This is a genomic window from Haloarcula litorea, assembly GCF_029338195.1.
Lineage (GTDB): Archaea > Halobacteriota > Halobacteria > Halobacteriales > Haloarculaceae > Haloarcula > Haloarcula litorea.
In genome coordinates this window covers 270310-293573 of sequence record NZ_CP119779.1, presented here as the reverse complement: position 1 = coordinate 293573, position 23264 = coordinate 270310, and the positions used below count along the sequence as shown (strand labels likewise).

28 protein-coding genes and 1 tRNA gene are annotated in these 23264 nt (G+C 70.4%); 13 read left to right on the top strand and 16 right to left on the bottom strand.

Annotated elements, in window-relative coordinates; translation table 11 throughout:
• Window position 1: 1 nt before the first annotated feature.
• The 6 genes from P0592_RS01595 to P0592_RS01570 are packed head-to-tail and all read right to left on the bottom strand — an operon-like array spanning window position 2 to window position 4010.
• On the bottom strand, window positions 2–424 hold the full coding sequence (locus P0592_RS01595) for a 30S ribosomal protein S19 (RefSeq protein WP_276272513.1): 423 nt from the start codon (window positions 422–424) through the stop codon (window positions 2–4).
• Window positions 421–1143: a 50S ribosomal protein L2 gene (locus P0592_RS01590; RefSeq protein WP_276272512.1), complete on the bottom strand. Its 723-nt coding sequence runs from the start codon at window positions 1141–1143 to the stop codon at window positions 421–423. Before P0592_RS01590 ends, P0592_RS01595 begins: the two co-directional genes overlap by 4 nt.
• Window positions 1144–1145: 2 nt before the next feature.
• The gene (locus P0592_RS01585) at window positions 1146–1403 is read right to left on the bottom strand and encodes a 50S ribosomal protein L23 (protein ID WP_276272511.1); all 258 of its coding nucleotides are present in this window, start codon (window positions 1401–1403) and stop codon (window positions 1146–1148) included.
• On the bottom strand, window positions 1400–2140 hold the full coding sequence (gene rpl4p / locus P0592_RS01580; RefSeq protein WP_276272510.1) for a 50S ribosomal protein L4: 741 nt from the start codon (window positions 2138–2140) through the stop codon (window positions 1400–1402). Before rpl4p ends, P0592_RS01585 begins: the two co-directional genes overlap by 4 nt.
• A gap of 3 nt (window positions 2141–2143) precedes the next feature.
• Complete coding sequence (gene rpl3p / locus P0592_RS01575; RefSeq protein WP_276272509.1) at window positions 2144–3160, bottom strand: 50S ribosomal protein L3; 1017 nt, start codon at window positions 3158–3160, stop codon at window positions 2144–2146.
• Between the two features lie 4 nt (window positions 3161–3164).
• Window positions 3165–4010 carry an RNA methyltransferase gene (locus P0592_RS01570; RefSeq protein WP_276272508.1) on the bottom strand — a complete coding sequence of 282 codons (846 nt, stop codon included), beginning with the start codon at window positions 4008–4010 and terminating at the stop codon, window positions 3165–3167.
• 245 nt (window positions 4011–4255) lie between these two features.
• On the opposite strand from P0592_RS01570, the gene P0592_RS01565 reads away from it, so the two are divergent.
• Together P0592_RS01565 and P0592_RS01560 are read left to right on the top strand one after the other, a co-directional pair.
• Window positions 4256–4326 (top strand) — tRNA-Gly (locus P0592_RS01565).
• 107 nt (window positions 4327–4433) lie between these two features.
• A complete protein-coding gene (locus tag P0592_RS01560) occupies window positions 4434–4814 on the top strand; it encodes a hypothetical protein (protein ID WP_276272507.1) in 381 nt (126 codons plus the stop codon).
• 60 nt (window positions 4815–4874) lie between these two features.
• Here the strand turns inward: P0592_RS01560 and P0592_RS01555 are convergent, their stop codons facing one another.
• Window positions 4875–5024 carry a hypothetical protein gene (locus tag P0592_RS01555; protein WP_276272506.1) on the bottom strand — a complete coding sequence of 50 codons (150 nt, stop codon included), beginning with the start codon at window positions 5022–5024 and terminating at the stop codon, window positions 4875–4877.
• 231 nt (window positions 5025–5255) lie between these two features.
• On the opposite strand from P0592_RS01555, the gene P0592_RS01550 reads away from it, so the two are divergent.
• The 3 genes from P0592_RS01550 to P0592_RS01540 are packed head-to-tail and all read left to right on the top strand — an operon-like array spanning window position 5256 to window position 7022.
• The gene (locus tag P0592_RS01550; protein WP_276272505.1) at window positions 5256–5588 is read left to right on the top strand and encodes an MTH1187 family thiamine-binding protein; all 333 of its coding nucleotides are present in this window, start codon (window positions 5256–5258) and stop codon (window positions 5586–5588) included.
• Window positions 5589–5613: 25 nt separating this feature from the next.
• Window positions 5614–6546: a methenyltetrahydromethanopterin cyclohydrolase gene (gene mch / locus P0592_RS01545; protein WP_276272504.1), complete on the top strand. Its 933-nt coding sequence runs from the start codon at window positions 5614–5616 to the stop codon at window positions 6544–6546.
• Complete coding sequence (locus P0592_RS01540) at window positions 6546–7022, top strand: double winged helix-containing putative transcriptional regulator (protein WP_276272503.1); 477 nt, start codon at window positions 6546–6548, stop codon at window positions 7020–7022. Before mch ends, P0592_RS01540 begins: the two co-directional genes overlap by 1 nt.
• Window positions 7023–7038: 16 nt before the next feature.
• On the opposite strand, the gene P0592_RS01535 is transcribed toward P0592_RS01540, so the two are convergent.
• From P0592_RS01535 to P0592_RS01525, 3 genes are all read right to left on the bottom strand, one after another.
• Window positions 7039–8676, bottom strand: a complete 1638-nt coding sequence (locus P0592_RS01535) for a GTPBP1 family GTP-binding protein (protein WP_276272502.1) — start codon at window positions 8674–8676, stop codon at window positions 7039–7041.
• A gap of 116 nt (window positions 8677–8792) precedes the next feature.
• Window positions 8793–9473, bottom strand: coding sequence for a phosphoglycolate phosphatase (locus tag P0592_RS01530; RefSeq protein ID WP_276272501.1), 681 nt, complete (start codon window positions 9471–9473; stop codon window positions 8793–8795).
• Window positions 9474–9510: 37 nt separating this feature from the next.
• The gene (locus P0592_RS01525) at window positions 9511–10101 is read right to left on the bottom strand and encodes a J domain-containing protein (protein WP_276272500.1); all 591 of its coding nucleotides are present in this window, start codon (window positions 10099–10101) and stop codon (window positions 9511–9513) included.
• An 86-nt stretch (window positions 10102–10187) separates the two neighbouring features.
• Here P0592_RS01525 and P0592_RS01520 point away from each other — a divergent pair, with 86 nt between their 5' ends.
• The gene (locus P0592_RS01520; RefSeq protein ID WP_276272499.1) at window positions 10188–10397 is read left to right on the top strand and encodes a hypothetical protein; all 210 of its coding nucleotides are present in this window, start codon (window positions 10188–10190) and stop codon (window positions 10395–10397) included.
• On the opposite strand, the gene pyrF is transcribed toward P0592_RS01520, so the two are convergent.
• The gene (pyrF, locus tag P0592_RS01515; RefSeq protein WP_276272498.1) at window positions 10394–11221 is read right to left on the bottom strand and encodes an orotidine-5'-phosphate decarboxylase; all 828 of its coding nucleotides are present in this window, start codon (window positions 11219–11221) and stop codon (window positions 10394–10396) included. The genes P0592_RS01520 and pyrF overlap by 4 nt on opposite strands.
• Window positions 11222–11344: 123 nt before the next feature.
• Here pyrF and P0592_RS01510 point away from each other — a divergent pair, with 123 nt between their 5' ends.
• Entirely contained in the window at window positions 11345–11821 is a 477-nt protein-coding gene (locus tag P0592_RS01510) for a hypothetical protein (RefSeq protein WP_276272497.1), read from the top strand.
• Here P0592_RS01510 and P0592_RS01505 read toward each other — a convergent pair whose 3' ends face one another.
• Window positions 11822–12193 (bottom strand): DUF7993 family protein, encoded by a 372-nt coding sequence (locus tag P0592_RS01505; protein WP_276272496.1) that lies wholly within the window; start codon window positions 12191–12193, stop codon window positions 11822–11824. It lies immediately after the preceding gene.
• Window positions 12193–12633 (bottom strand): DUF2240 family protein, encoded by a 441-nt coding sequence (locus tag P0592_RS01500; RefSeq protein ID WP_276272495.1) that lies wholly within the window; start codon window positions 12631–12633, stop codon window positions 12193–12195. The genes P0592_RS01505 and P0592_RS01500 overlap by 1 nt, the downstream gene beginning before the upstream one ends.
• A gap of 132 nt (window positions 12634–12765) precedes the next feature.
• Between P0592_RS01500 and P0592_RS01495 the strand changes: the two genes are divergently transcribed.
• The 4 genes from P0592_RS01495 to P0592_RS01480 all read left to right on the top strand — a co-directional run bounded on the left by P0592_RS01495 (window position 12766) and on the right by P0592_RS01480 (window position 18207).
• Window positions 12766–13239 carry an Lrp/AsnC family transcriptional regulator gene (locus P0592_RS01495; protein ID WP_276272494.1) on the top strand — a complete coding sequence of 158 codons (474 nt, stop codon included), beginning with the start codon at window positions 12766–12768 and terminating at the stop codon, window positions 13237–13239.
• Between the two features lie 487 nt (window positions 13240–13726).
• Window positions 13727–15208 (top strand): proton-conducting transporter transmembrane domain-containing protein, encoded by a 1482-nt coding sequence (locus P0592_RS01490; RefSeq protein WP_276272493.1) that lies wholly within the window; start codon window positions 13727–13729, stop codon window positions 15206–15208.
• On the top strand, window positions 15198–17603 hold the full coding sequence (locus P0592_RS01485) for a DUF2309 domain-containing protein (protein ID WP_276272492.1): 2406 nt from the start codon (window positions 15198–15200) through the stop codon (window positions 17601–17603). Before P0592_RS01490 ends, P0592_RS01485 begins: the two co-directional genes overlap by 11 nt.
• A gap of 232 nt (window positions 17604–17835) precedes the next feature.
• Window positions 17836–18207, top strand: coding sequence for a 30S ribosomal protein S8e (locus P0592_RS01480; RefSeq protein WP_276272491.1), 372 nt, complete (start codon window positions 17836–17838; stop codon window positions 18205–18207).
• Between the two features lie 65 nt (window positions 18208–18272).
• Here P0592_RS01480 and P0592_RS01475 read toward each other — a convergent pair whose 3' ends face one another.
• The 3 genes from P0592_RS01475 to P0592_RS01465 all read right to left on the bottom strand — a co-directional run bounded on the left by P0592_RS01475 (window position 18273) and on the right by P0592_RS01465 (window position 20927).
• Window positions 18273–19271 (bottom strand): phosphate uptake regulator PhoU, encoded by a 999-nt coding sequence (locus P0592_RS01475; RefSeq protein ID WP_276272490.1) that lies wholly within the window; start codon window positions 19269–19271, stop codon window positions 18273–18275.
• A 310-nt stretch (window positions 19272–19581) separates the two neighbouring features.
• Window positions 19582–20427 (bottom strand): TatD family hydrolase, encoded by an 846-nt coding sequence (locus P0592_RS01470; RefSeq protein ID WP_276272489.1) that lies wholly within the window; start codon window positions 20425–20427, stop codon window positions 19582–19584.
• Window positions 20428–20459: 32 nt separating this feature from the next.
• Entirely contained in the window at window positions 20460–20927 is a 468-nt protein-coding gene (locus P0592_RS01465; RefSeq protein ID WP_276272488.1) for an NYN domain-containing protein, read from the bottom strand.
• Window positions 20928–21732: 805 nt separating this feature from the next.
• Here P0592_RS01465 and gcvT point away from each other — a divergent pair.
• Window positions 21733–22824: a glycine cleavage system aminomethyltransferase GcvT gene (gene gcvT, locus P0592_RS01460; RefSeq protein WP_276272487.1), complete on the top strand. Its 1092-nt coding sequence runs from the start codon at window positions 21733–21735 to the stop codon at window positions 22822–22824.
• Window positions 22821–23204 carry a glycine cleavage system protein GcvH gene (gene gcvH / locus P0592_RS01455; protein WP_276272486.1) on the top strand — a complete coding sequence of 128 codons (384 nt, stop codon included), beginning with the start codon at window positions 22821–22823 and terminating at the stop codon, window positions 23202–23204. The genes gcvT and gcvH overlap by 4 nt, the downstream gene beginning before the upstream one ends.
• Window positions 23205–23264: the final 60 nt, after the last annotated feature.

Here is a 23264-nt window from a genome sequence, read left to right as displayed (position 1 = left end):
GTTACTTGAGCGGTACGAACTTCGAGGAGCGTGTCGCCCCGATCCCGGCCTGTCCGTGTTCGACCGAGGTGCGGGTGAGCTGGAACTCACCGAGGTAGTGGCCGAGCATCTCGGGCTCGACTCGCACGCGCTCGAAGCTCTGCCCGTCGTGGACGGCGAAGGTGAGATCGACCATCGCCGGCAGCACCGGCATGTCGCGCAGGTGCGTCCGGATCGGGTCGTTGGCCGTCTCCTCCTCGCCGGCCTCGCGGGCCTTCTCGAGCAGCTTCTGTTGCTCGTCGGTCAGGCCGCGTGTGATACTTCGCCGCTGGCGCGCGGGGAGCAGTTCCGCAACTTCCTCGAGCTCCATCTCCTGCAGCTCGTCGAGCGTGTGGCCGCGGAAGGTGAACTCACCCTCGTGGCCGATCTGGTATTCCGAACTCATTCGTTACCACCTCGGCCGGTCCGCTTCGAGGCGATGTCCCCGACCTTACGGCCCGGCGGCGTATCGCGCGAGACGGACTTGGGCTTGCCCGGGTGCTGGCGACCGCCGCCACCGAACGGGTGGTCGACGGCGTTCATCGCCACACCGCGGACGTTGGGCCACTTCGTCCCGCGTGCTTTCATCTTGTGGTGCTTGTTGCCGGCCTTGACCATCGGCTTGTCAGTCCGGCCGCCGCCGGCGACGACGCCGATGGTGGCGCGGCACTGCGGGTCCAGCCGCTTCATCTCCCCGGAGGGGAGCTTGACGACCGCGACGTTGCGGTCGTGGGTCAGTAGCGTCGCGTTGACGCCCGACGAGCGGGCGAAGCGCCCGCCGTCGCCGGGGCTGGACTCGACGTTACAGACCGGGACGCCCTCGGGGATCTCCGCGAGCGGGAGCGTGTTGCCGGGGGCGATCTCGGCGCTGACGCCGACCTGCAGTTCGTCGCCGACGCCGACGCCCTCGGGCGCGAGCACGAGGCGGCGATCGCCGTCCTCGAACTCGACGGCCGCGACGGGTGCCGAGCGGGCCGGGTCGTGTTCGATGTCGACGACCGTCCCGCCGATCACGTCGGCGTCCTCGACCTTGCGATGCTGTAGGTCAGCCTTGTAGCGGTGCGAGGGTGCCCGGAACGTGGGCGTCCCGCGACCGCGTCGTTGTCCTTGGATGCGTCGTCCCATCGTTAGAACACCCCGATCCTGGAGGCGACTTCCTGTGCGTCGTCGTCCTCGGAGAGGCGGACGGTCGCCTTCTTCTCGCCGTCCATCGTGACCTGCGTGTTCACGTTCTCGACGGTGACCTCGTACTGTGACTCGACGGCGGCGGCCACGTCGGGCTTGCTCGCCGAGTCGTCGACGATGAACTGGAGCTTGTTCTGGAAGTCCATGTCGTTCATCGCCTTCTCGGTCACGTGCGGGTACTTGATGACGTCCCACGTCATCGCTCGGCCACCTCCGCGAGTGCGGACTCGGTGAAGACCGTCAGCCGGCCGGGCTGTGCGCCCGGCGCGAGGTCCTCCGCGTTGACCTCGGCGGCGGTCGCCACGTCGGCACCCGCGAGGTTGCGGGCGGCCTTCGAGGGCTCGCCGCTGGTGACGAAGAGGACGGAGGAGGGCCGGCGGTACTTGCGACCGCGGGCGCTCCCCTGTCCCGCCTTGATCTTGGTGTCGTCCGCGCGCTCGATGTCGGCGTGGACGTCGAGCGCCTCCAGCAGGTCGACGACCTCCTGGGTCTTGACGAGGTCCTCGAAGTCGTCGGAGACGACGACGGGGACCTCCTCGCGGTCGAACTCGTGGCCGCGCTCGGCGACCAGCTCGGCGTCCGCCGTGGCCGCGATGGCCGAGCGGACGGCGAGCTTGCGTTCCTTGTCGTTGAGGTCGATCGACCGGTCCTTCTCGGCTTTCGGCGGGTGCGCCTCGCGGCCCTTGACCGCCTGCGGGACGCGGCGGGCACGGCCGTCCTGCTTGGGGACGTGTGCCTGGCCGCGACCGCTGCCGAAGGACTCGGCCGGCGTGCGGAGACCGGCGTACTCGTCGGTCCCGTAGTCCTGCTTCCGGTTTGCCTGTGCGGCGCGGACGGCCTTCTGGATGAGGTCGGTCCTGACCGGGGTCTCGAAGACCTCGGGCAGCTCGACCTGGCCGTCGGCGTCGCCGTTCAGGTCGTGTACTGTTGCCTGCATAGGTTATCCCTGGTTCGACTCCGTGGAGACGTAGCGCACCTCGGGGTCGAGGCGCGGTTGGTCGTTCGGACGCACCGCGGGGCGGAGGCGCACGAGGCGCTTGTCCGGCCCGGGGACGGAGCCCTTCACGAGCGTGTAGGGGCCGTCGACCTCGCCGTAGTTGACGAAGCCACCGTCGACGGTGGGCTCGTCGCCCTCGCCGATGTCGACGAGCCGCTTGTTGAGCTCGGTGCGCTGGTGGTAGCCGGTCTGCCCCTGCTGGGGGACCGTCGAGCGCACGCGGGAGGGGTTCCACGGGCCGAGGTTACCGATGCGTCGTCGCCACCCCTGGCGCTTGTGTTTGCCCTTCCGCTTCTGGACGCCCCAGCGCTTGACCGGCCCCTGGGTCCCCTTGCCCTTCGTGACGCCGGCCACGTCGGCGTACTCGCCGGCGCGGAAGACGTCGTTCATCGAGTGCTCGCCGCCGTCGGCGACCAGCTCGAGGGCGTGGTCGACCCGCTCGGAGAGCGAGCCGCCGCCGACGCGAGTCTCCATCACGTCGGGCTTCTTCTTGGGGACGCTCGGGACGGCGTCGGGGACGGTGTGCGTGACGAGGCGCACGTCCCCGAGGTCACCGGCCTCGAGTGCGTCGCGTACCTGTTCCTCTGCAGCGTCCGGGTCGTGGTCCTCCGGCAGGTCCAGTGTCCGGTCGAGCTCCCCGTGGAACTCGTCGGTCCAGACCTCCGTCAGCGGACGCTTGCCGTACGGCGTGTCTTCGTAGGCTCGCACGGCGACGGCGCGCATCGGCGGCGTCTCGACGACCGTCACCGGGACGGTCTCCTCCGTCCCCTCGCGGGGGGAGTTGGGTTCGTCGTTGACGAGGACGACGTGAGTCATCCCCGCCTTGTAGCCGGCGAACCCCTGGACGCCGGGCTGTCCGCCGTCGGACGGCCAGCTGTTGAAGCGAGGCGTCTCGCTGTTCGCGCGCTTGCGTGGGCCGTAGCCCAGCGAGCCTTTGCGTGGTCTGCTTGATTGTGGCATGCGTTTACTCCGTGAGGGTTAGACAGGCGAGGGAGGCGAACAGCGCTTCTTCGGTTCGCACGACCTCGCTGCCCTGGTTCGGAACCGTATTGAGCCAGAGGTCGAACCCTGTGGGTTCGTCGCTCGTCTGGTCTCCACCGACGGAGCCCGGGTCCACGTCGAGTATGGACGGCAGCCCACGCTCGGGTGCCCCGAAGGCGACCGTCATGCCGCCCTCGGCGTCGCGCCGCTCGACCACCTGGCCGAGTCGCCGCGTCGACACCGGCTCGCCGTACCGCGATGACGCGATGGTGAGCCCGGCGTCGTCACGCGAGAGTGCCGTATCGAGGTCCGCGGCGTCGACGTCGAACCCCTGCGTGGGGCCTTCGACGAGTTTCGCCCGGACCGGCCGTCGCGAAGAGACCCTGACGGTCACGCGCTCCCCCTCGCCGACCTCCGTTCCGGAGGGAACGGGGAGGGAGACCGGGTGTTGCAGTCCGCAATTGACCCGAACGCGCCCATCAGCTCCGACCTCGGTCACGATTCCCTGTCTTAACGACCCCGAACCCTCAGATCCGGAGCCGGTCTGTGAACGCACGCGGAGCGGCGGCAGGACGCCGACGTACTCCAGTTCGTCCCGCTTGCCCCACATCTCCTTTCGGAGGTGCGGCGGCGTCGCGGCGTACCGCAGCACGGTTTCGACGAACCCGTCTTCGAACTTCCCCTCGCCCGCTGGGTCGGGGAAGACGGTCAGCCGGTCCGCCCGGAACACCGTGGCCGCGCGGGCCACGTATCCGAGCTTGCGAGTCGCCTCGCGGCGGTCCTCGGCTTCCCGTGTGAGGGAAGACGGCACGAGCACGCTGGTCGTCATACCGTGACGCTTCCACGTCGCGCCACTAGACTGTGCCGATACTACTCCATCCCTATCGTAAAAAGACCCCGCTTCACGCTCGCGGTGCGACGCGTTCACACGGGCCGTCGCCGCCCGTAGCGCGTGAACGGCACCCACGGGCTTTGCCGCTTCCGTAAGCTGGCGACTGCCCTCGCGTCCCACGGTTCTCCCCGAAAAACAGAAGCCTTTTATCCGTCACCCTCCCCAGGTGTGAGTGTAGCAGGGCGCTGGTAGTGTAGTGGTATCACGTGACCTTGCCATGGTCACAACCTGGGTTCAAATCCCAGCCAGCGCACTTCTGTCGACGCCGACCGACGAGCGACGCGAGCCGCGGCCGCTTCCGATCGTCGGGATTCTCGGTCACGGTGTGGTTTCATATCCGAGCCACGCGTACTCCGCGGCGTGTCCATCGCACTCGCGCACTTCGCCCTCGGTGCGACGCTGACGACGCTCGCCGTCACGTATCTGGTCCCCGGCGTCGGCTACCCGCGGACTCTCATCCTCGCCGGCGGCGGGTGGGCGATGCTCCCCGACGCCCACCAGGTCGCGCCCGTCGCACGCGAGACACTATATGAAGTCCACCGGTCGTCGCCGCTCACCGACCTGTTCTGGTTCCACCGGACGCTCGACGCCGCCGACCCGGGGGACTCGACGGTCGTCGCGGCCGCGCTGTTGGCCTGTCTCATCGTCGCGACGCTGCTGGCCGAGCGGCGGAGCCACGAGGCACCGGCGGCCGTCGTCGACGCCTACGAGGCCCACCTCGGGGTCGAGCACGAGGAGTGACCCCGGACTCGATCGCCCGCTGCGACCGGTGCCGCCGCTGCGTTCGCGCTCGCGGGGGTCTCACTCCCCGCGGCGCTCGTCCGGGGCCGTGCGGTCGGCGGTGGCCGACTGCCGCGCCCGGCGGACGTTCGTCCAGCGCGCCCCGCCCACCGCGACGTCGAGGACGCTCCACAGGAGGATGAACTCGAGGAACTGCTTGAACCCGACCACCGACAGCGGGGGAGCAACAGGACGAACCCCCCGAACACGACGAGGAGCAGCGCCAGCACCACGACCAGCTGCCGCGAGACCTCGATCTGCCAGCGATACATACCAGTTGTTCGTCGTCTGAGGAGATAACGCTTCCCAGCCCCCCACGCTCCGGCGCACGCGCCCGCCGGCCCGACGCGGCGGATCGCGGAGAGCGCCACAGTTAGGCGGCCCCCGGCCCCAGTCCCGTCTATGACCTGCATCGGGTTCCTCTCGGTCGCACCGGTCGTCGAGGAGAGTATGGCCCCCTACGTCGCCGACGCCGTGGCGGCGCTGGACGACTTCGACGTCGAGTACGAGACGACGCCGATGGGGACGATCGTCGAGGCGGAGGACAGCGCGGAGCTGTTCGCCGCGGCCCACGCCGCCCACGAGGCCGTCGGCGGCCAGGCCGACCGCGTCGAGACGTTCCTGAAGATCGACGACAAGCGGACGGTCGACCAGCGGGCCGACGAGAAGGTCGCCGCCGTCGAGGCGTCGCTGGGCCGGGCCGCCCGCAGCGACGCCGAGGAAGCCGAGGACTAAAAGGGACGATGCCGAAGTCCCGCGTATGGAGAGTCTCAACCGGATGGCCACGGAGCTGGTCGACGAGGCCATCGACTTCGCCGAGGAGCTGACGATAGACGTCCACGCGCTGGAGGGAGACGCCGCGGTGCTGGACTTCGGGGTCGAGGTGCCGGGGGCCGTCGAGGCCGGCCTGGTCCTCGCGGAGATCCAGACCGCGGGGCTGTCGACGGTCCAGTCGACGATGGCCGAGGTCGCCGGCGCGCCCCTGACCCACGTCGAGCTGTCGACGGACCACCCGGCGCTGGCGCTGCTCTGTTCCGCCAAGGGCGGCTGGGAGCTGTCGACCGACGACTTCGAGGGGCTGGGCAGCGGCCCGGCCCGCGCGCTGGTGGCCGAGGAGGACATCTACCAGCGGGTGGGCTACCGCGAGGACGCCGACTTCGCCGTACTGGCGGTCGAGTCCGACCGGCTCCCCGACGAGGCCGTCGCCGCACAGGTCGCCGAACGAACCGGGGTCCCGGAGACGGGCGTGTTCCTGCCGACGTTCGCCACCGCGAGCGTCACGGGCAGCGTCGTCGCGGCCGCCCGGGCCGCCGAACTCGCCTGCTTCCGGCTCTCGGAACTGGGCTTCGACCCGGTGAACGTCCTGTCCGCGAACGCGCGCGCCCCGGTCGCACCGGTCGCCGGCGACGAGGCGTCCGCGATGGCCCGTACGACGGACGCGCTGGCCTACGGCGCGCAGGTCCACCTCACCGTCGACGAACCGTTCGATCGCTTCGACGAGGTCGCCTCGATCGCCGGCGCGGAGTACGGCGAACCGCTGGCGGGCGTCTTCGCGGACGTCGACTGGGCCTTCGGCGACCTCCCGGTTGAGCTGTTCGCGCCCGCTCAGGTCACCGTCGACGTGGTCGGCGGCGACACCCACGTGGTCGGTGACACGCACGAGGCCGTGCTGGCCGAGAGCTTCGGCCTCTGATGCGGTTCAAGGTCGCCCCGCCGCCGCGCTCGCCGGCGTTCCTGGCCGACGTGCAGGCGGCGGTGCCCCTGTTGCCCGACGCCGAGGCCGACTGCTGTCGGGCCATCGTCGCGGCGACCGACCTCTCGGACCGGGAGACGGCCCGACAGTACCTGCTCTTCGCGCGTGCGCTCGGCCTCGTCGCCGAGAGCGAGCGAGGCTACCACCGGACGCAGGCCGACCCCGACCGGGCGACGCTTGCCGACGCCTACCGCGAGCGGGTGTTCGGCGTCCCCGAGCTGCTGGCCGCGCTGGAAGACGGCCCGCTCACCGCCGCAGAGGTGTTCGACGCGGTCAGGGACGCGGTACCGAACTGGGAGCGCGAGCGCTCGCCCGACTGGGAGCGGGAGTGGCGCGACCGTGTCGAGCACCTGCTGGGATGGGCCGAGGCGTTCGGACTCATCGAGCGCCGCGACGGCGCGTACCGGCGGGTGTAGTGCCGGCGGACCAACCCTACTCCGACCCGTCGGTGTGGACGGCCGTCACCGTGCCGACCCCCTTCGAGCGCCCCTCGCGGAAGACGAACTTCTGCCCCTCCTCGACGAAGTACGGGCGGAACTTGAACCGGACCGTCGTCTCGCCGGCGTCGCCCGGCAGCAGTTGGCCGCCGTCGGGGTGGAACGCCGCGGCCTCGCTGACGGTCTCCAGGTGGACGACGGGCTCGTAACCGTCGTCGATCCGGGTCGGGTGGTTCAACACCATCACCTCGGCCTCGAACTCCCGGACCGGGTCGGGGTCGGCGTCGACCGGCAGCAGCACCATCCCGCGCTCGACGTCGGCCTCGCGGACGCCCTTCAGCGCGATGCCGACGATGCGCCCGGCCCTTGCCTCGTCGACGCGGTGGTAGTGCATCTCGATGGAGCGGACCTCCACCTCGCGGAACGCGCCGTCCTGCATCGGCCCCAGCAGGAGCTCGTCGCCGGCCTCCACCTCGCCGGACTTGATGGTCCCGGAGGCGACGGCCCCGACCCCCTGGACGTTGTAGGTGCGGTCGACGTACATCCGGAAGTCGCCGACCTCGCCGGCGGTCTTTGGCAGCGCCTCGAACAGCTCGTCCAGCGTGTCCATCCCCTCGCCGGTGACCGCGCTGGTGGTGAGGATGGGGACGACCGTCTCGGAGATCTCCTCGATGGCGGCCTCGACGCCGTGGCGGTCGACCCGCAGCGGCGTCTTGTCGACCTCCCGCAGCGCGCGTTCGACCTCGCGCTCGACCTCGTTGACCCGCTCGTCGTCCACCAGATCGGCCTTCGTCAGCGCGACGACGGTCGGCAGGTCCGTCGCCAGGAGGATGCCCAGGTGCTCGCGGGTAGTCTCCGTGACGCCGTCGTCGCAGGCCACCGTCAGCAGGCCGTAGTCGAGTTTCTGTCCGACCAGCCCGCGGATGGTCGTCCGGAGCCACGGCTCGTGGCCGACGGTGTCGACGAACGAGACGAGCCGGTCGGACTCCTCGACGACGCGGGCGCGGTCGCTCTTCCGGTGTGGGTTGTCCATCCGGACCGGGCCGTCGTCGTCGAAGCCGTAGACGCCGTAGGAGAGGTCCGCCGAGAGACCCCGCTCGACCTCGTGGGGCTGGACGTCGAGAAAGCCCCGCGTGCCGCCCTCGCCGTCGTCGGCCTCGCCGGTGACCAGCGAGCCGACGAGGGTGGACTTCCCGTGGTCGACGTGGCCGGCGGTGCCGACGACGATGTGGTCGTCGTCCTCCAGCACCGTGCCCTCCCGGACCGTCGCGACGCCGACGATGCCGTCGGGCTCGTCGCCGGCCGCCGCGTCCGCCACGCCGTCGACGCCCCACGTCTCGACGTCCTCGATGTGTGCGCCGGCCTCCTCGGCCAGCAGGCTCAACACGTCCATCGACTCGGAGAACTCGTCGGGGGAGATGCCGGCCAGCCCGCCGTCGTCGGTGACGCCGACGACGTAGGTGGCCTCGCCGTCCCCGGAGAGGACGCGGTGGCGGAGCTGCGCCGCCAGCGATTCGAGTCGCCCCTCCGCGAGGTGGAGCTCCTCTGTGAGCCGTTCCTTGAACTCGACGCTGCCGCCCTCCTCCTCGCCGCGGTCCAGCGCGCGCCGGAGGACGGCCCGGTCGGGGCTCATGGCCGACCGTTACGGAGGGGCAGACATAAGCCTTCCCCGGTAAGGCGTCGCTATCGGCCGTTTAGAGGAGTGGTTGCGTCTGTCTCTCACAGTACCGCTCGGCGGACACGGCCGGCTCAGCTCCGGTACGGAGCGACCGCCTCGAGGAAGCCGTCGGCGAAGCGGGCGTCGGCGACGCGGTCGGCCCGCGCCCGCGCCGTCTCGTCGGCGTTGGCGACGGCGACGGACTCGCCGGCGACGTCGAACAGCTCGGCGTCGTTCTCGGAGTCTCCCACGGCGAGGAAGTCGCCGGGATCGCGTCCCAGCTCCGCACAGACCGCCGCCAGCCCGGTCGCCTTGTCGACGCCGGGGTCGGTGACGTGGTAGGCGAACCCCGTGTCGAGGACGACGAGGCCGCGCTCCGCGGCCAGCCGCTCCAGCGGCGCTTTCGGCTGGTCGAGACTGACGATCGCCTCGGTCTCGCGCCAGCGGTTCGCCAGGTCGACCTCGCCGAAGCCGGTCTCGTGGCCCAGGTCGCGGTAGGCCGCGACCACGGCCCGGCAGGCCTCGCCGTCGCCCGCGATCCGGAGCTCGTCGGTCCGCTCGACGAAGACGACGCCGCCGTTCTCGGCGATCACGCTCCGTTCGATCCCGAGGAACTCACAGAGCGCCACGGGGTAGGGCATCGCCTTCCCGGTGGCGACGACGACGGGTTCGGGCCACTCGCGGAGGGCGGGGAACACCCGGGGGTCGACAGCGCGGGACTCGTCGGTCAGCGTGCCGTCGATGTCGACGACGAGCGGCGGCGTCTCGGCCATACCGGCCGTGGTCGCTCGACGGTGTTGGCCGTTGCGGTCAGTCGTCGGTCAGTCGCTCGTAGGCGGCCTGGACCCGCTTGAACTCTCGCTCGCTCCCGGAGTCGGTGTCCGGGTGCGCCTCCTTGACGCGCTCGCGGTAGGCTCGCTTGACCGCCTCCTCGTCCGCGCCGGGGTCCAGCCCCAGCCGGTCGTAGGCCTCGCTGGGGGTCGGCCCGCTCGACGACGCCACCCGCTGGCCGCTCCGCCGTCGCTGTCGCCGCTGGCGCTGTCTGCCGCCTCCGACCGTCTCGCGGGCCTGCCGGCGCGCCTGCCGCGCTCGCCCGGCGAACCCGCCGACGCGCTGGTCCCCGCCTGGGGGCTCCCAGTCGTCCCGCGGGCCGGCACCGAACCCGCCGCGGCGCGCGCCGTCCCGACGCGCCCCACCCTGTGCGGCCCGCCGCTCGACGCGGTCGTAGAGGTCGGCGGCCATCTTGCCGCTGACGTGGTAGTACATAAAGTACGTCGAGGCGGCGAACATCGCCGCGAGCACGAGGACGGCCGGGTTCCCGAACAGGCCGGTGACGGTCAGCATCGCTGTCAGGACGGCGAACACCGCCGCGACACCCTTGATGAGCCGGTCGTACTGCACGAATCGGGGTTAGGACCGAACCCTGGTAAGCGTCTCGCCTGTCCGCCGGCCGTCAGTTCAAGTGCGTCGGCGTGCTACCGTCTCGCATGAGCCGTACCGGTCTGTGTCAGATCTGCGAGAGCGCACCGGCCGACCACTCCTGTGACCAGTGCGGGAACCTCGTCTGTGACGACGACTGGGACGACGATCTGGGGTTCTGTGCCGAATGTGCTGCGCGGGCCCGACGCGGCGGGGTCGGGCGGGACGAGGCGTCGGGACGGGGCGTCCCGGACGACGAGGACACCCTCCGGTTCTAGCGGTACCGATTGAGTCGCTGTTTCAGTCGCTTGGCGGCGTCGCCGGCGGCGTCGAAGAAGGCGTCGGGCTCGCCGCGGTCCGCCGCCTCCTCCCCGGCGAAGATGATCCCCCGCGAGGAGTTGATCAGGCCGACGCCGTCGGCCAGCCCGTGCTCGACGGCGGCCTCGGCGTCGCCGCCCTGCGCGCCGACGCCGGGGACGAGAAACGGGATGTCCGGGACGAGGTCGCGGATCGCTTCGAGTTCCTCGGGCGCGGTGGCCCCGACGACCAGCCCCACGTTGCCGTTGTCGTTCCACAGGTCCGCGAGGTGGACGACCCGCTCGTAGAGGGGTTCGCCCGAGGCCAACTCGAGGTTCTGGAGGTCCGCGCCCCCGGGGTTGGAGGTCCGGCCGAGGACGAAGATCCCCTTGTCCTCGCGCTGGAGGAACGGCTCCAGCGCGTCCCGGCCGAGGAAGGGGTTGACGGTGATGGCGTCGACCGCCGGCCCGTGGTCGTCGTCGAGGATGCGGGCGTACTGGCGGGCGGTGTTGCCGATGTCGGCCCGCTTTGCGTCCAGGAGCACGGGGACGTCCTTCCCGTGTGCGTACGCGACCGTCTCCTCGAGCGCCCGCCAGCCGTCCGGGTCCTCGTAGAACGCGGCGTTGGGCTTGAAGCAGGCGGCGTGCTCGTGGGTGGCGTCGATGACGCGGCGGTTGAACTGCCAGCGCGGGAGGTCGGCGTCCTGTACGCTCTCCGGGAGCCGGTCGAGGTCGGGGTCCAGCCCCACCGAGACGACGCTGTCGGCGGTCTCGATGCGGTCCCCGAGCCGATCGAAGAACTGCATAGGTGGCCCGGCGAGGGGGACGGATACAAGCGTTTCCCTCCCGACCGGCGTCGCTCGCCCCCGCGTATCAGAACTGATACTCGGGCCTGCGGCTATATGGCGGTGGGGGTGCAAGGCGGCGGTATGGACCGTTCCCTCGACGTGGGCCACGTCGCGGAGACGCTGCCCAGTCTCGACGGCGCGCTGGACGACTCCCGACTCCGTCCGGTCGGGGCCGTCGGCGGCGTCGTGCTGTTGCTCGCCGGCGTCGCGCTGTCGCTGACGCCCGCGACGGTGGCGTGGGCGTTCTGGGCGAACGCGCTGGCCGCGACGCTCGTCTTCGTCGGCGTCCCGCTGTTCTGCCTGGGGCTCGCCGCGCCCGACCCGCCCTCGGACTCGCTGTTCCACGTCGGCGTCGACCTCTCGGCGAAACAACGCCGCGCGGTCGCGCTCGGCTCGCTGTGTATCGTCCTCGCACCGATCGTGATGGCCGCCGGGTCGCCGCTCGGCATCTCCGTGCTCGTGCTGGCCACGGCGGCGACGATGGCCTTCGTCGGCGCGGCGCTGGTGCTGACGGGCTTCATCGCCTGGACCGCGGAGACGCTCGCCGAGCCGTCCTGACTACCGGCGCGCCGCGATCGCGTCGACGAGGGCCTTGACGGCCGCGCCGCTGTGGGCGACGAGCACCGCCCGGTCGGCCCCCGACTCGACCGTCACGTCCTCGCGGTCGGTCGTCGCGTCCTCGTCGTCGACCGACACGTCCCCCTGCCTGCGCAGCGTCAGCCGTGCCGTCCCCGGCGTCACCGACACCTCGCCGATCCGCTCGTCCCCGTCGGTGACGGCGTAGGCGAACGCCCCGTCGGCCGTCGGCGTCACGTCCGGGTCGGCCTCGGTGACGGACACCGACCCCAGCGGCCCGCGTTCCAGCCCCGTCAGTTCGGAGGCCAGCAGCTGCCCGATGCGCTTGCCGTCGGTGATGCGGTCCTCGACCATCAGAGGTCCTCCCGGGCCTGCGCGGCCGCCGCCTCGACGGCGACGCCCTCCTGTCGGGCGTAGACGACGGCCGCGGCCTCCAGCGTCACGCCCAGCTCCGCCTGGCGCTTGTTGATGCCCGCGACGGCCGACTGCTTGTCGACGCCCGCCTCCACGAGGGCGTCGAGGACCCGCTCGAACGTCGACCGCGACCGGAGGACGTCCTCCTCGGGCGCGAACCCGTCGGGGATCTCGACGGCGGCCGGGTCGAACCCAGCGACCAGGTCGTCCCCGTCTTGTTCGACCAGCCCCTCGCTGGCCGCCACGTCGACGAGGGTCTTCGCCTGATCGGGCGAGAACCAGTTCCGGTCCAGCGACAGGGCCACGACGAACTCGCTCTCCCCCATCCGGTCGGTCCCGCGCTGGCGGAACGGGGCGGCCACGGCCGTCTTCAGACTCATCGTGGGTGACACGGGTCGGGGTCGGCATACGGATTTCGGTCTTCGGGGTCGGCCCCCGGGCGTCGCGGCCGGGTCGATCGTGCCGTCGAACAACGTACAAAGGTAAAGTGTCTTTGCCGCGGACGTACGGGTATGGCCGACGAGGAGATCGACGACGTCGACAGGGCGATCCTGTACGCGCTCCAGGCGGACGCCCGGAACACGTCGTCCGGCGACATCGCGGAACGGACCGGGACCTCGGACAGCACCGTCCGCAAGCGGATCCAGCGCCTCGAGTCCGAGGGCGTCATCAAGGGATACAGCGCCAGCGTCGACTACCAGCGGTCCGGGTATCCGCTCCGGATGCTGCTCTACTGCACCGCCTCGATCCCCGAACGTGGCGACCTCATCCCCGACATTCTGGACATCGACGGCGTCATCTCGGTCCAGGAGCTGGTCACCGGCGAACAGAACCTCCTCGTCACCGCCGTCGGCGAGTCCGACGACGACATAACGCCGGTCGCACAGGAACTCCTCGATATGGGACTCACCGTCGCCGACGAGGTCCTGGTTCGGAGCCACGAGACGACGCCGTTCGGGAAGTTCGACACCGGCGACCGACCCTGAGCGACGCCCCGCCCGGCGCGAGCCCGGACTCGCCCGACTGGAGCGGAGCCCTCGTCGTCCCGGAAGTGTAACGGTTCGGTCTCGATAGGTGCGTCTCTAGAACAGTTCGGTAACGATACTGCCACCTGAGTGCGAAGACGTCCCCGGCGACCGCGAGCGGAGGTAGTGCATCCGGGCGGATACGGATCCGCTCTGATCGCTCGCACGCACCGAGTCCGAACCGGCATACCGCCCGGATTCCACGCGTAGCGGTCCGGCGTCGGTTCCCCGACGACGGCCGGAGTCGGACCGGAAGCGTCTCCGCCGACTCGTCGTCGATCCTGCACGATCTATGAAAACATAATGTTCTATAATAACCTTTTTGCGAACGTTTCGGTAAGATCAGTAGATTTAATAGACGTTCTGTTCTCAAATAGTGGTGAAGGCGACCAGTCCCGGTCATCCGGCGGCTCCCGGCTCCGGGGCTGGTCCCGAACGGACTGTAACGATGTCAGGACGCACCTCGCAGACGACGGTCGGAGCGCTCCCGGACACGGCGGCGGAGTCGCCGCTCGTGCCCGTCGCACTCACGTGGCTCGTGTGGTCACTGTTCGCGGCGAGTATCGCCGCGCTGGTCACCCGAGTCCAGTTCGGTGGCACCTGGTCGATCCCCGGCCTGGTCGCCATCGACGGGCTGACTGTCCTGATGTGGGTGGTCGTGACCTTCTTCAGCGGTATCGTCCACAGCTACTCGCGCCGCTATATGGCCGGCAGCGCCCACGAGTCGGGCTTCTTCCTCACGGTGTTCGGTTTCACCGTGACCGTGATGGGCCTCGTCGCGGCCGACAACCTCGCCCTGTTCGGATGCCTGTGGCTGGCGATGGGGCTGCTGATGGCGAACCTCGTCGGTATCGTCGGCGAGTGGAAACAGGCTCAGGCGGCCGCGGCGGTCGCCCGCAAGTACTTCCTCGCCAGCAGCGCGCTCCTGGGCGTCGCGCTGACGGGACTGTGGTTGGCGACCGGGGCCACGACGGTCTCCGGCGTCGCCGCGGCGGCCGAGACGCTCGGGGGGCCGATGTGGGTCGTCGCCGCCGGGGCCTTGGTCCTCGCGGCGATGATCCAGTCGGCGCTGGTCCCGTTCCACCGCTGGCTCCTCTCCTCGATGACCGCACCGACCCCGGCGTCGGCGCTGATGCACGCGGGGTTCGTCAACGCGGGCGGCATCCTGCTGGCCCGCTTCGCGCCGGTCGTCACCGTCGACGCGACGCTGATGCTCGCGGTCGTCGTCGTCGGCGCGGCGAGCGCGCTGTCCGGGAAGCTCCTCAAGTCGGTCCAGCCGGACGTCAAGAGCGAACTGGCCTGCTCGACGGTGGGGCAGATGGGCTTCATGATTATGCAGGCCGGACTCGGGTTCTTCGGAGCCGCGATCACGCACCTCGTCCTACACGGGTTCTACAAGGCCTACCAGTTCCTCGGTTCGGGCGGTCAGGTCGAGCGCACCGCCCCGGGCGAAACGAGCGAGCACGCGAGCGGCGTCGGTCTCGCCGTCACGCTCCTGACCGGACTGGCCGGGGGCGTGCTGTTCGCGGTGCTGACGGGGAAGGGGACGACCCTCGACAGCGGCCTCCTGTTGGTCCTGTTCGTGGTGCTCACGACGCTCCAGGCGGCCCACAGCGTCGTGGGGCACACCTCGCTCCCGGCGGCGGTCCGGTACGGGGCCGTCCCGGCGGTCGCCCTCCCGGCGATCACCGTCTACGCGGTCGTCTACGAGGCCGTCCTGGCGCTCCTGCGTGACCTCCCCGTCGTCTCGGCACCCACCGAACTGAGCGCGTTGCACGCCCTCGTCGCGGCCGTCTTCCTCGCGGCCTACGTCGCCCTGGAGACCGGCGTCCACGAACGCAGCCAGCGGCTCTACGTCGCCCTCGTGAACGCGAGCCAGCCGGCGTCCAGCACCGTCCTGACCGCCACGGAGGAGTACAATGAGTACTGAGTCCACCATCCACGACAGCATCGACAAGGCAGCGACCACCGTCGGATCGGTGTGGCCGATCCACTCGTTCGTGACGGCCAACCCCCTCTCCGGGTTCGAGGACCTGGAGTTCGGCGAGGCGGTCACGCAGGCGGCCGATCTGCTCGGCGGTCGGGGGTACCCGCGCCCGGAGACGTTCCGGGCGGCCCTCGACGCCGGACAGATCGACCCCGAGGTCCTCGACGCGGAACTCACCGAGCGCGGCTACGAGGCCGACCCCGAGGCGCTGCTCGAACGGATGGACACCGGCGTCGACGCGGACGCTCCCGACACCGACGAAGAGCGCGTCGACCACGTCCTGACCAAGTGGCTGTCGGCTTTCCTCGACGAGGGCCGTGCCCACTGGCCGATGCCGAACCGGGCGGAGGGCTTCTACGCCGCCTTCCGCGAGGTGGCCGAACACGACGGCGAGATCCCCGACGAGGGGATCGCCGCCGACCTGCCCGAGACGCCCGAAGCGGCCATCGAGGCCGTGCTGGAGCCGTACCCCGAGAGCCAGTGGGTGCCGATCTTCGAGGAGCAACTGGCCGCGCTCCCCGGCTGGAGCGGGTTCGTCAAACAGCGCGCCGACGACGAGGGCGCGTGGCAGTCGGCGTACCCGATCACGCTCGCGGGCTATCTCGCGGCCCGCCTCTCGCTGCTTGACGCGTTCGGCGTCGACATCGAGCCCGCGACCGGTCCCGACAGCACCGAGGCCGACGCGGCCGACGAACTCGCCGAGGCGTTCCTGAGCGCGTGGGAGGCGAGCTACCGCGGCGAGGTCGTCGAGTCCGTCGCGGCCGAGAGCCGGGCGCTCGCCGAGCGCGAACCGTCGGGTCGCCCGGACGCACAGCTGGTCTTCTGTATCGACACCCGCTCGGAGATCATCCGCCGCCACGTCGAAGCCACGGGCGACTACGAGACACACGGCTACGCCGGGTTCTTCGGCATCCCGATGGAGTACCAGGGGTACGACGCCGAGGTCTCGGTCGACGCCTGCCCGCCGATCCTCGACCCACAGCACCGGATCACCGAGATGCCCGACGACGACGAGCGCCAGGCGCGCCGCGACCGCTGGTCGCGCCTCCGCGAGGCCGCGAGCGAGGCCGTCGAGACGCTGAAGACCAACCCCGGAACCGCCTTCGGCTTCGTCGAGAACGCCGGCAGCGGGTACGGGCTGGCGCTCGCGGCCCGCACGCTCCTGCCCGGCCGCGTCTCCGATCTCCTCGACACCGCCGACGAGACGGTCCCCGACGACCACGAGTTCTGCGACCAGCTCGTCCACCACCAGCACACGTACGCCGGGGACCTACCCGTCGGCCTGACCCACGAGGAGAAAGTCGAGTACGCGGCGACCGCCTTCGAGCTGATGGGCTGGGAGGAGTTCGGTCGGCTCGTCGTCTTCACCGGACACGCGAGCGAGACGGCCAACAACCCCTACGACTCGAGTCTCGACTGTGGGGCCTGTGCCGGCAACCCCGGCGGTCCGAACGCCCGCGTGCTCGCGACGATCTGCAACGACGACGAGGTCAGGACGGCGCTGCGCGACCGCGGGTTCGACCTCCCCGCCGACACCGTCTTCGTCGCCGGCGAGCACAACACGACGACCGACGAGATCGAGCTGTACGACGGCGACGTCCCGGAGAGCCACGCGGACGACCTCGACCAACTGCGGGCCGACCTCGCCACTGCCCGCGAGAACGCGGCCGCCGAGCGCGCCGAGTCGATGGGCGCGGACGGCTCGACGGCCGTCGCCGAGACGGAGCGCCGTGCCGCCGACTGGGCCGAGACCCGTCCCGAGTGGGGCCTGGCCGGCAACGCCGGCTTCGTCGTCGGCCCCCGCGAGCTGACCAGCGATCTCGACCTCGACGGGCGGGCCTTCCTCCACTCCTACGACTGGTCGACCGACGCGGACGGGGACGCGCTCGAGGCGATCCTCACCGGGCCGATGGTCGTCACCCAGTGGATCAACGCCCAGTACTACTTCTCGACCGTCGACAACGCGGTGTACGGGAGCGGGTCGAAGGTGACTCACAACCCCGTCGGGAACGTCGGCGTCTACCAGGGCAACGGCGGCGACCTGATGACCGGCCTCCCGCTCCAGTCGCTGATGGCGGCCGCCGACGAGCCGTACCACCAGCCGCTCCGCCTCTCGACGGTCGTCCACGCGCCGGTCGAGCGCGTCCGGGACGTCCTGGCGGACCACGAGGCGGTGACGCAGCTGCTGGACAACGGCTGGCTCTCGCTGACGGTCGTCGACCCGACGCAGGACCACCGCGCTTTCCACTACGAGGGCGACGCCGAGTGGGAGCCGATGGTCGAACAGCCCGAGCCGCGGGCGGCGCGGGCGACCGCCCCGGCCGCCGCGGACGACTGACGGCGACGGACGCGGGGGCCGGCGTCGAGACACGCCGCGACCGACCCGACGCCGCGCTCGGTGGCCGATTCGATATAGCGCGTGTGGATATACCGGTCGGGTGAGCGGGCGGACAGCGTCGCCCGCTGTGCGAGGCGGCTCCGCCGCCGGGGCGCGAGACCGGCCTCCGGGGCCGTGTCGGCGACGACCCGGCATCGAACGGTTCAAGTAGCCGCTCGGATATGCATCGGGTATGAAAGATCAGTCGCGTTCCCCCCGCAAGCGGACCGGCGGCCGACGGCGGCCGAACCACAAGAAGAAGAAACACGAACTGGGCCGCGAGTCCACCGAGACACAGGTCGGCGACCAGAAGCTGAAGGTCGTCGACGCCCGCGGCAACACGGTGAAGGTCCGCGCGGTCACGACGGACGTGGCCACCGTCGCCGACGGTGCCGAGACCAGCGAGGCGACCATCGAGAACGTCGTCGAGAACCCCTCGAACCCCAACTACGCCCGCCGGAACATCATCACGAAGGGCGCGATCGTCGAGACGTCCGAGGGCCGGGCCCGCGTCACCTCCCGCCCCGGTCAGAGCGGACAGGTCAACGCCGTCCTCGTCGAGTAGCGACCGTCGTCACGCTTTTCTCCACTGCCAGCACCGAGGAGTGACACAGCCGACCCCAACGGGTACTACGGCCGCGGTGCGGCCTTCTGGAGCGCGCTCTCGGCGATGTTGCCGCCGTAGTCTGCGGTCCGGGACAGCGAGTCCACGACCCGGCCCAGGATCTGTGCGCTCTGTGGGTCCAGTTCGCGGACCTGGCTGTCAACCTCTCGGGCCGTCTCGTCGACGGTCGGGATGCCGGCCCGGGCCTCGTTGGCCAGTTCGACGGCCTCGTCCGAATCGTCGGTCAGCAGGGCGTCCATCGCCTGCTCGGGGATGTCCGTCGCCTCGGCTTCGAGGTCGCGGAGTAGCTCCGCCGTCTCGCCGGTGATCTCGCCGATCTCCTGAGAGAGGCCGGCGATCTTCGTGGCGTGATCGGCGATCCGCTCCAGCTGCCGGGCGCTTGACTGGTAGTCGAACACCGTCTCCCGCGGGAACCCGATCTCGTTGGCGGCCGTGGGGTTCCGCAGCACCGTCCGGAACACTCGCGAGACCATGTACCAGAGGCGGTCGACGTCGTCGTCGCGCTGTGTCACGTCCTGTGCGAGGTCGTCGTCGTCCTCGATCAGCGCCTCGACGGCGTCGGAAAGCATCGTCAGCGACACCAGCCGCATCCGCGTGATGGCGTTGTGGACCGACAGCTCCGAGGAGTCCAGCAGGTCCTGCAGGACGACGCGGTCGGAGGTCTCCTCGATGACCTCCAGCCCCACGAGCCCCTGTGTGGCGTCCCGGATGATGCGTCGCTGCTCGGCGGTGATCCGGGTCGCCTCGAGCCGGATGACGTCGAACCCGCTGACGTACATCGTCATCACGCCCCGCGTCAGTTCGTGCTTGTTCTCCAGGCCCGACACGTCGAGGGTCCCCTCGACCCGGTCGTCCTCGCGCTTGGGCGCGAGCAGGAGGAGGTCCTCCTCGGCGTGGAACTCGACGACGCTGCCGGCGCTGACGTCGTTGTCGGTGGCCCAGTCTTTCGGGAGCGAGACGGTGTACGTCGAACCGCCGGTCACCTGCACCTTGCGGGTTTCCATGTACCCGACGTTCGGAGTCCACTCGGCATAAATCCACTCCTCTCTATATATTTTCCCACGAGCACGGATCGATCAGTGATAGACTCTCTCTACCGTCCGATATTGAACGTCCACCATCGGGGAGACACCGCCTCTGGCAGCCTCAACGGCGAGATGGGGGACTGGTCACGCACACCTCTATGTTGGACGGTACCATCCCGAAACCGGCGGTAGGTCCGGTCTGTGGCGCGCCACGGTCGTGAGAGTACAGACGGATATATAGTCGACTCCTCATCTAAGTTCCACGGATCGCAGCCCGTCGGCCGTCCGGTCACCGCGACAGCGTCGCCTCGGTATCGATGCCGTAGACCGCCCGCGGGGTCTCGACGTGGGCCGTCCTGACGGCCGCCGCGTGTCCCTCCTCCAGCAGCCAGCGGACCCGACGCGGCACCGTCTTGGGCCCCAACACGGCTCCCGGTCGGTCCGGGTCGTCGATGTAGTCGGTCTCCATCAGGAAGGGGTCGCCCTCCTCGACCGCCGTCAGCAGTTCGTCCTTGTCGGCCAGCACCGACTTCGTCGGCCCCTGCAACCGACCGCCGGAGTAGTGTTTCACGACCCGCTCTCGGTCCAGCCCCCGCTCCTCTGCCCACGCCGCGACCTGCTCGAAGTCCTCGCCGCCCTCGGTGTGTAACTGGACGGCGAAGTCGCCGTCGGCGGCCAGCTCGAAGGCGTGGCGCATCACCTCGTTCGAGGCCGCCCAGACCTCCTCGTCGACGTCGTAGTGTGGCCGCCCCGACTTGATCGCCAGCGCCGGCCCGTCGACGACGTACTCGGCGGCCACGTCGAGGCCCGTCTGCATGATGTCGCGGGCCGCGTCCGGCCCGTAGCCGTCCTCGACCAGCCTCGAGATCAGCGCCGGGTGGACGCCCAGGACGGGCCACGCGCGCCCGGGGAGGACTTCGGTCGCGTCCTCGACGGCTCCGACGGTCAGGTCGAAACACTCCCGGAAGATCGCCTCGTCCGTCGCGGTCTCCACGAGTTTCCACGAGGGCTTGTTGAGGACCAGCAGGTGGGTCCCGCCCTTCGCGGCGAACTCCTCGGCGGCCTCGACGTTGCGGCCGCTCACCGGGTCCAGGTGCAGGTGGTTGTCCAGCACCGGCGTCTCCTCGATGTCCATACGCGGGCCTGGGAGGGCGGCGCGGAAAACGGTTACTCGACGTCGGCGTCCAGCGAGAGCGCGTCCTGTGCGGCGTTCCGGAGCGCGTCCGAGCGGCCGTGTTCGCCCGGCGCGAGCGCGACGGTCCGGACGCCGCGCCGGCCCGCGACCTCCAGCACGGGCTTGAAGTCGGTGTCCCGGGAGGCGACCACGAGCGCGTCGACCCGGTCTGCGGCGACGGCCTCGGTCGCGTCGACGGCCAGTTTCACGTCCACGTCGCCGCTGGTGGTCACCACCTCGAAGCCGCGGGCCTCGCCCGCCTGGACGAGCCCCGGCGAGGCGTTCTCGTCGAGGTAGAGCCGCGTCACCGCGAGCGGGCCGTAGGACTCGGCGATGGTCCGCACCTCGTCGAGGTCGACGTCGAACTCCGGGCGCAACATGTTGGGTCCGTCGACGAAGAGGCCGACCCGCGTCCGCTCCTCGGACGGGCCGTCGCCGCGGAACCGCGAGAGGAGATCCATACGCCCCTCTCGCCGGGCGCTCGCTTTATGTATGCTGTTTTCCGCCGTCGGCGGACGTCTGGAAGTAAATCGAATGCCGCTATATCGAACCCGGTGACCACCGTCGACCGCGGCGGCTCCGTCGGCGTGCTGGCCGCCGGCTCGCGTCGACGACCCGTCCGGTCCCCCGAGGGCCGTCCGATCGCCGTCGGGCGCGGTCGCTACGCCACCGGACACCACCCAGGTCTGGGACGAACTGCTCCCCGACGACGCTCGACGTAGTCCCGCGTCTTCCACACCGTCGGGGTGGGACGGATCGCGCGGCCTGCGAAGCTCGTCGGCCTCCGTCACCCCAGTCCGTGCCGTTCGACCACCGCGCTTCTCGTCGCCCGCGTACGCGGGCGGACCCAGCCAGCCGAGCGATCAGTGGTCGTCGGTCCCTCTCTCCCGCTGGTCACGGCTGCGAGCGTTCAGTCGGTCTCGGGTCGCGGTCTGGTCGGCGGGACGTCGGCCCGGACCGTCGGCTAGCCGACCCGAACGTCCGGCGTGTCGACCGCGGTCGGACCGGTTCGGTCGCTCCCCGCCACCCGCCCGAACCCGGATGCCCCGACGTCCGGCACCAGCGTCTCCGACGCCCGAGCCGCGCTTCGGACGTGTTATGCACGCTGGTAATCGTCGAGTCGCGCCGGGTCACGGACGCAGCCGTGTTCGTGGGCCGGCGATCCGAGTTTGCTATCGCGACATACGATTTACGAGCCTGGCAAACACCGCGGCCGTCCGCGCCGACACGCCAACTGGTAAGGCAAGTCGGGCCGATTTCCGGGACATGACGCTCCGCTCGCCCCCGCTCGCGCGGGTCCACGAGGAAGGCGGTGCTCGGTTCACCGACTTCGGCGGCTGGGAGATGCCCGTCGAGTTCGACTCCATCCGCGAGGAACACGCCGCCGTCCGGGAGTCGGTCGGCAAGTTCGACGTCTCGCACATGGGACAGGTGACCGTCGACGGCCCCGACGCCGAGCGGCTGCTGCAACGACTGACGACGAACGACGTGACGGCGCTCGCCCCCGGCGAGGCGCAGTACGCCGCCGTCACCGACGAGGAGGGCGTGATGCTCGACGACACGGTCGTCTACCGACTCCCGGCCGACAGCGACGACGAGTTCCTGTTCGTCCCCAACGCCGGCCACGACGAGGAGATGACCGACCGCTGGACGACCCACCGCGACGAGTGGGGACTGGACGCGACGGTGACGAACCGGACGACCGAGTACGCGATGGTCGCGGTCCAGGGACCCGACGCGCCGACCCTGCTCGCCGACGAGACGGACGTCGACCTCGACGAACTGGACCGGTTCGACGTCGGATCGGGACCGGTCGCGGGCGTCGAGTCGCTGGTCGCACGCACGGGCTACACGGGCGAGCGCGGGTTCGAGATCCTCTGTCCGTGGGGCGAGGCCGAGTCGGTCTGGGCGGCGCTGGACTGTCAGCCCTGCGGGCTGGGTGCCCGCGACACGCTCCGACTGGAGATGGGCTTTCTCCTCTCGGGGCAGGACTTCCACCCCGAGGACGAGCCCCGGACGCCCCACGAGGCCGGCATCGGCTGGACGGTGAAACTCGACACGGAGTTCGTCGGGCGGGACGCGCTGGAGCGGGTCGACCGCGAGGGCGTCGACGCGAAGCTCGTCGGACTGGAACTGGTCGACCGCGGGGTCCCGCGGCACGGCTACGAGGTCCGGACCCGGGACGGCGACACGCTGGGCCACGTCACCAGCGGGACGATGAGCCCGACGCTGGGCGAGCCGATCGCGCTGGCGTACCTCCCGCCGGCGTACGCCGACCCCGGCCAGTCGGTCCGGGTGGTCGTCCGCGGCGAACCGAAGAAGGCACGTACCAGGGCGACGCCATTCCTCGACAGATGAGCTTCCAAGTCCCCGACGACTGCCGGTACCTGGAGTCCCACGAGTGGGTCCGCGTCGACGACGGCACCGCTCGCGTCGGCATCACCGACTTCGCACAGGACGAACTCGGCGACGTGGTGTTCGTCGAACTGCCCGACGAGGGCGAGGAACTGACCGCCGGCGAGGAGTTCGGCGTCGTGGAGTCGATCAAGGCCGTCTCCGACGTGTACGCGCCCGTCTCCGGGACCGTGGCGGCGATCAACGAGCGACTGTTCGACGAGCCGGAGCTGCTCAACGAGGCACCGTTCGCCGACGGCTGGATGCTCGAAGTCGAACTGGCCGACGAGGGGGAACTCGACGACCTGCTGTCGCCCGACGAGTACCGCGACCAGATCGCGTAGGCTCCACCGAGCGCTCCGCGGTCGGTCGTTCCGGTGGCCAAGGGGTAGCATAATGTGGGG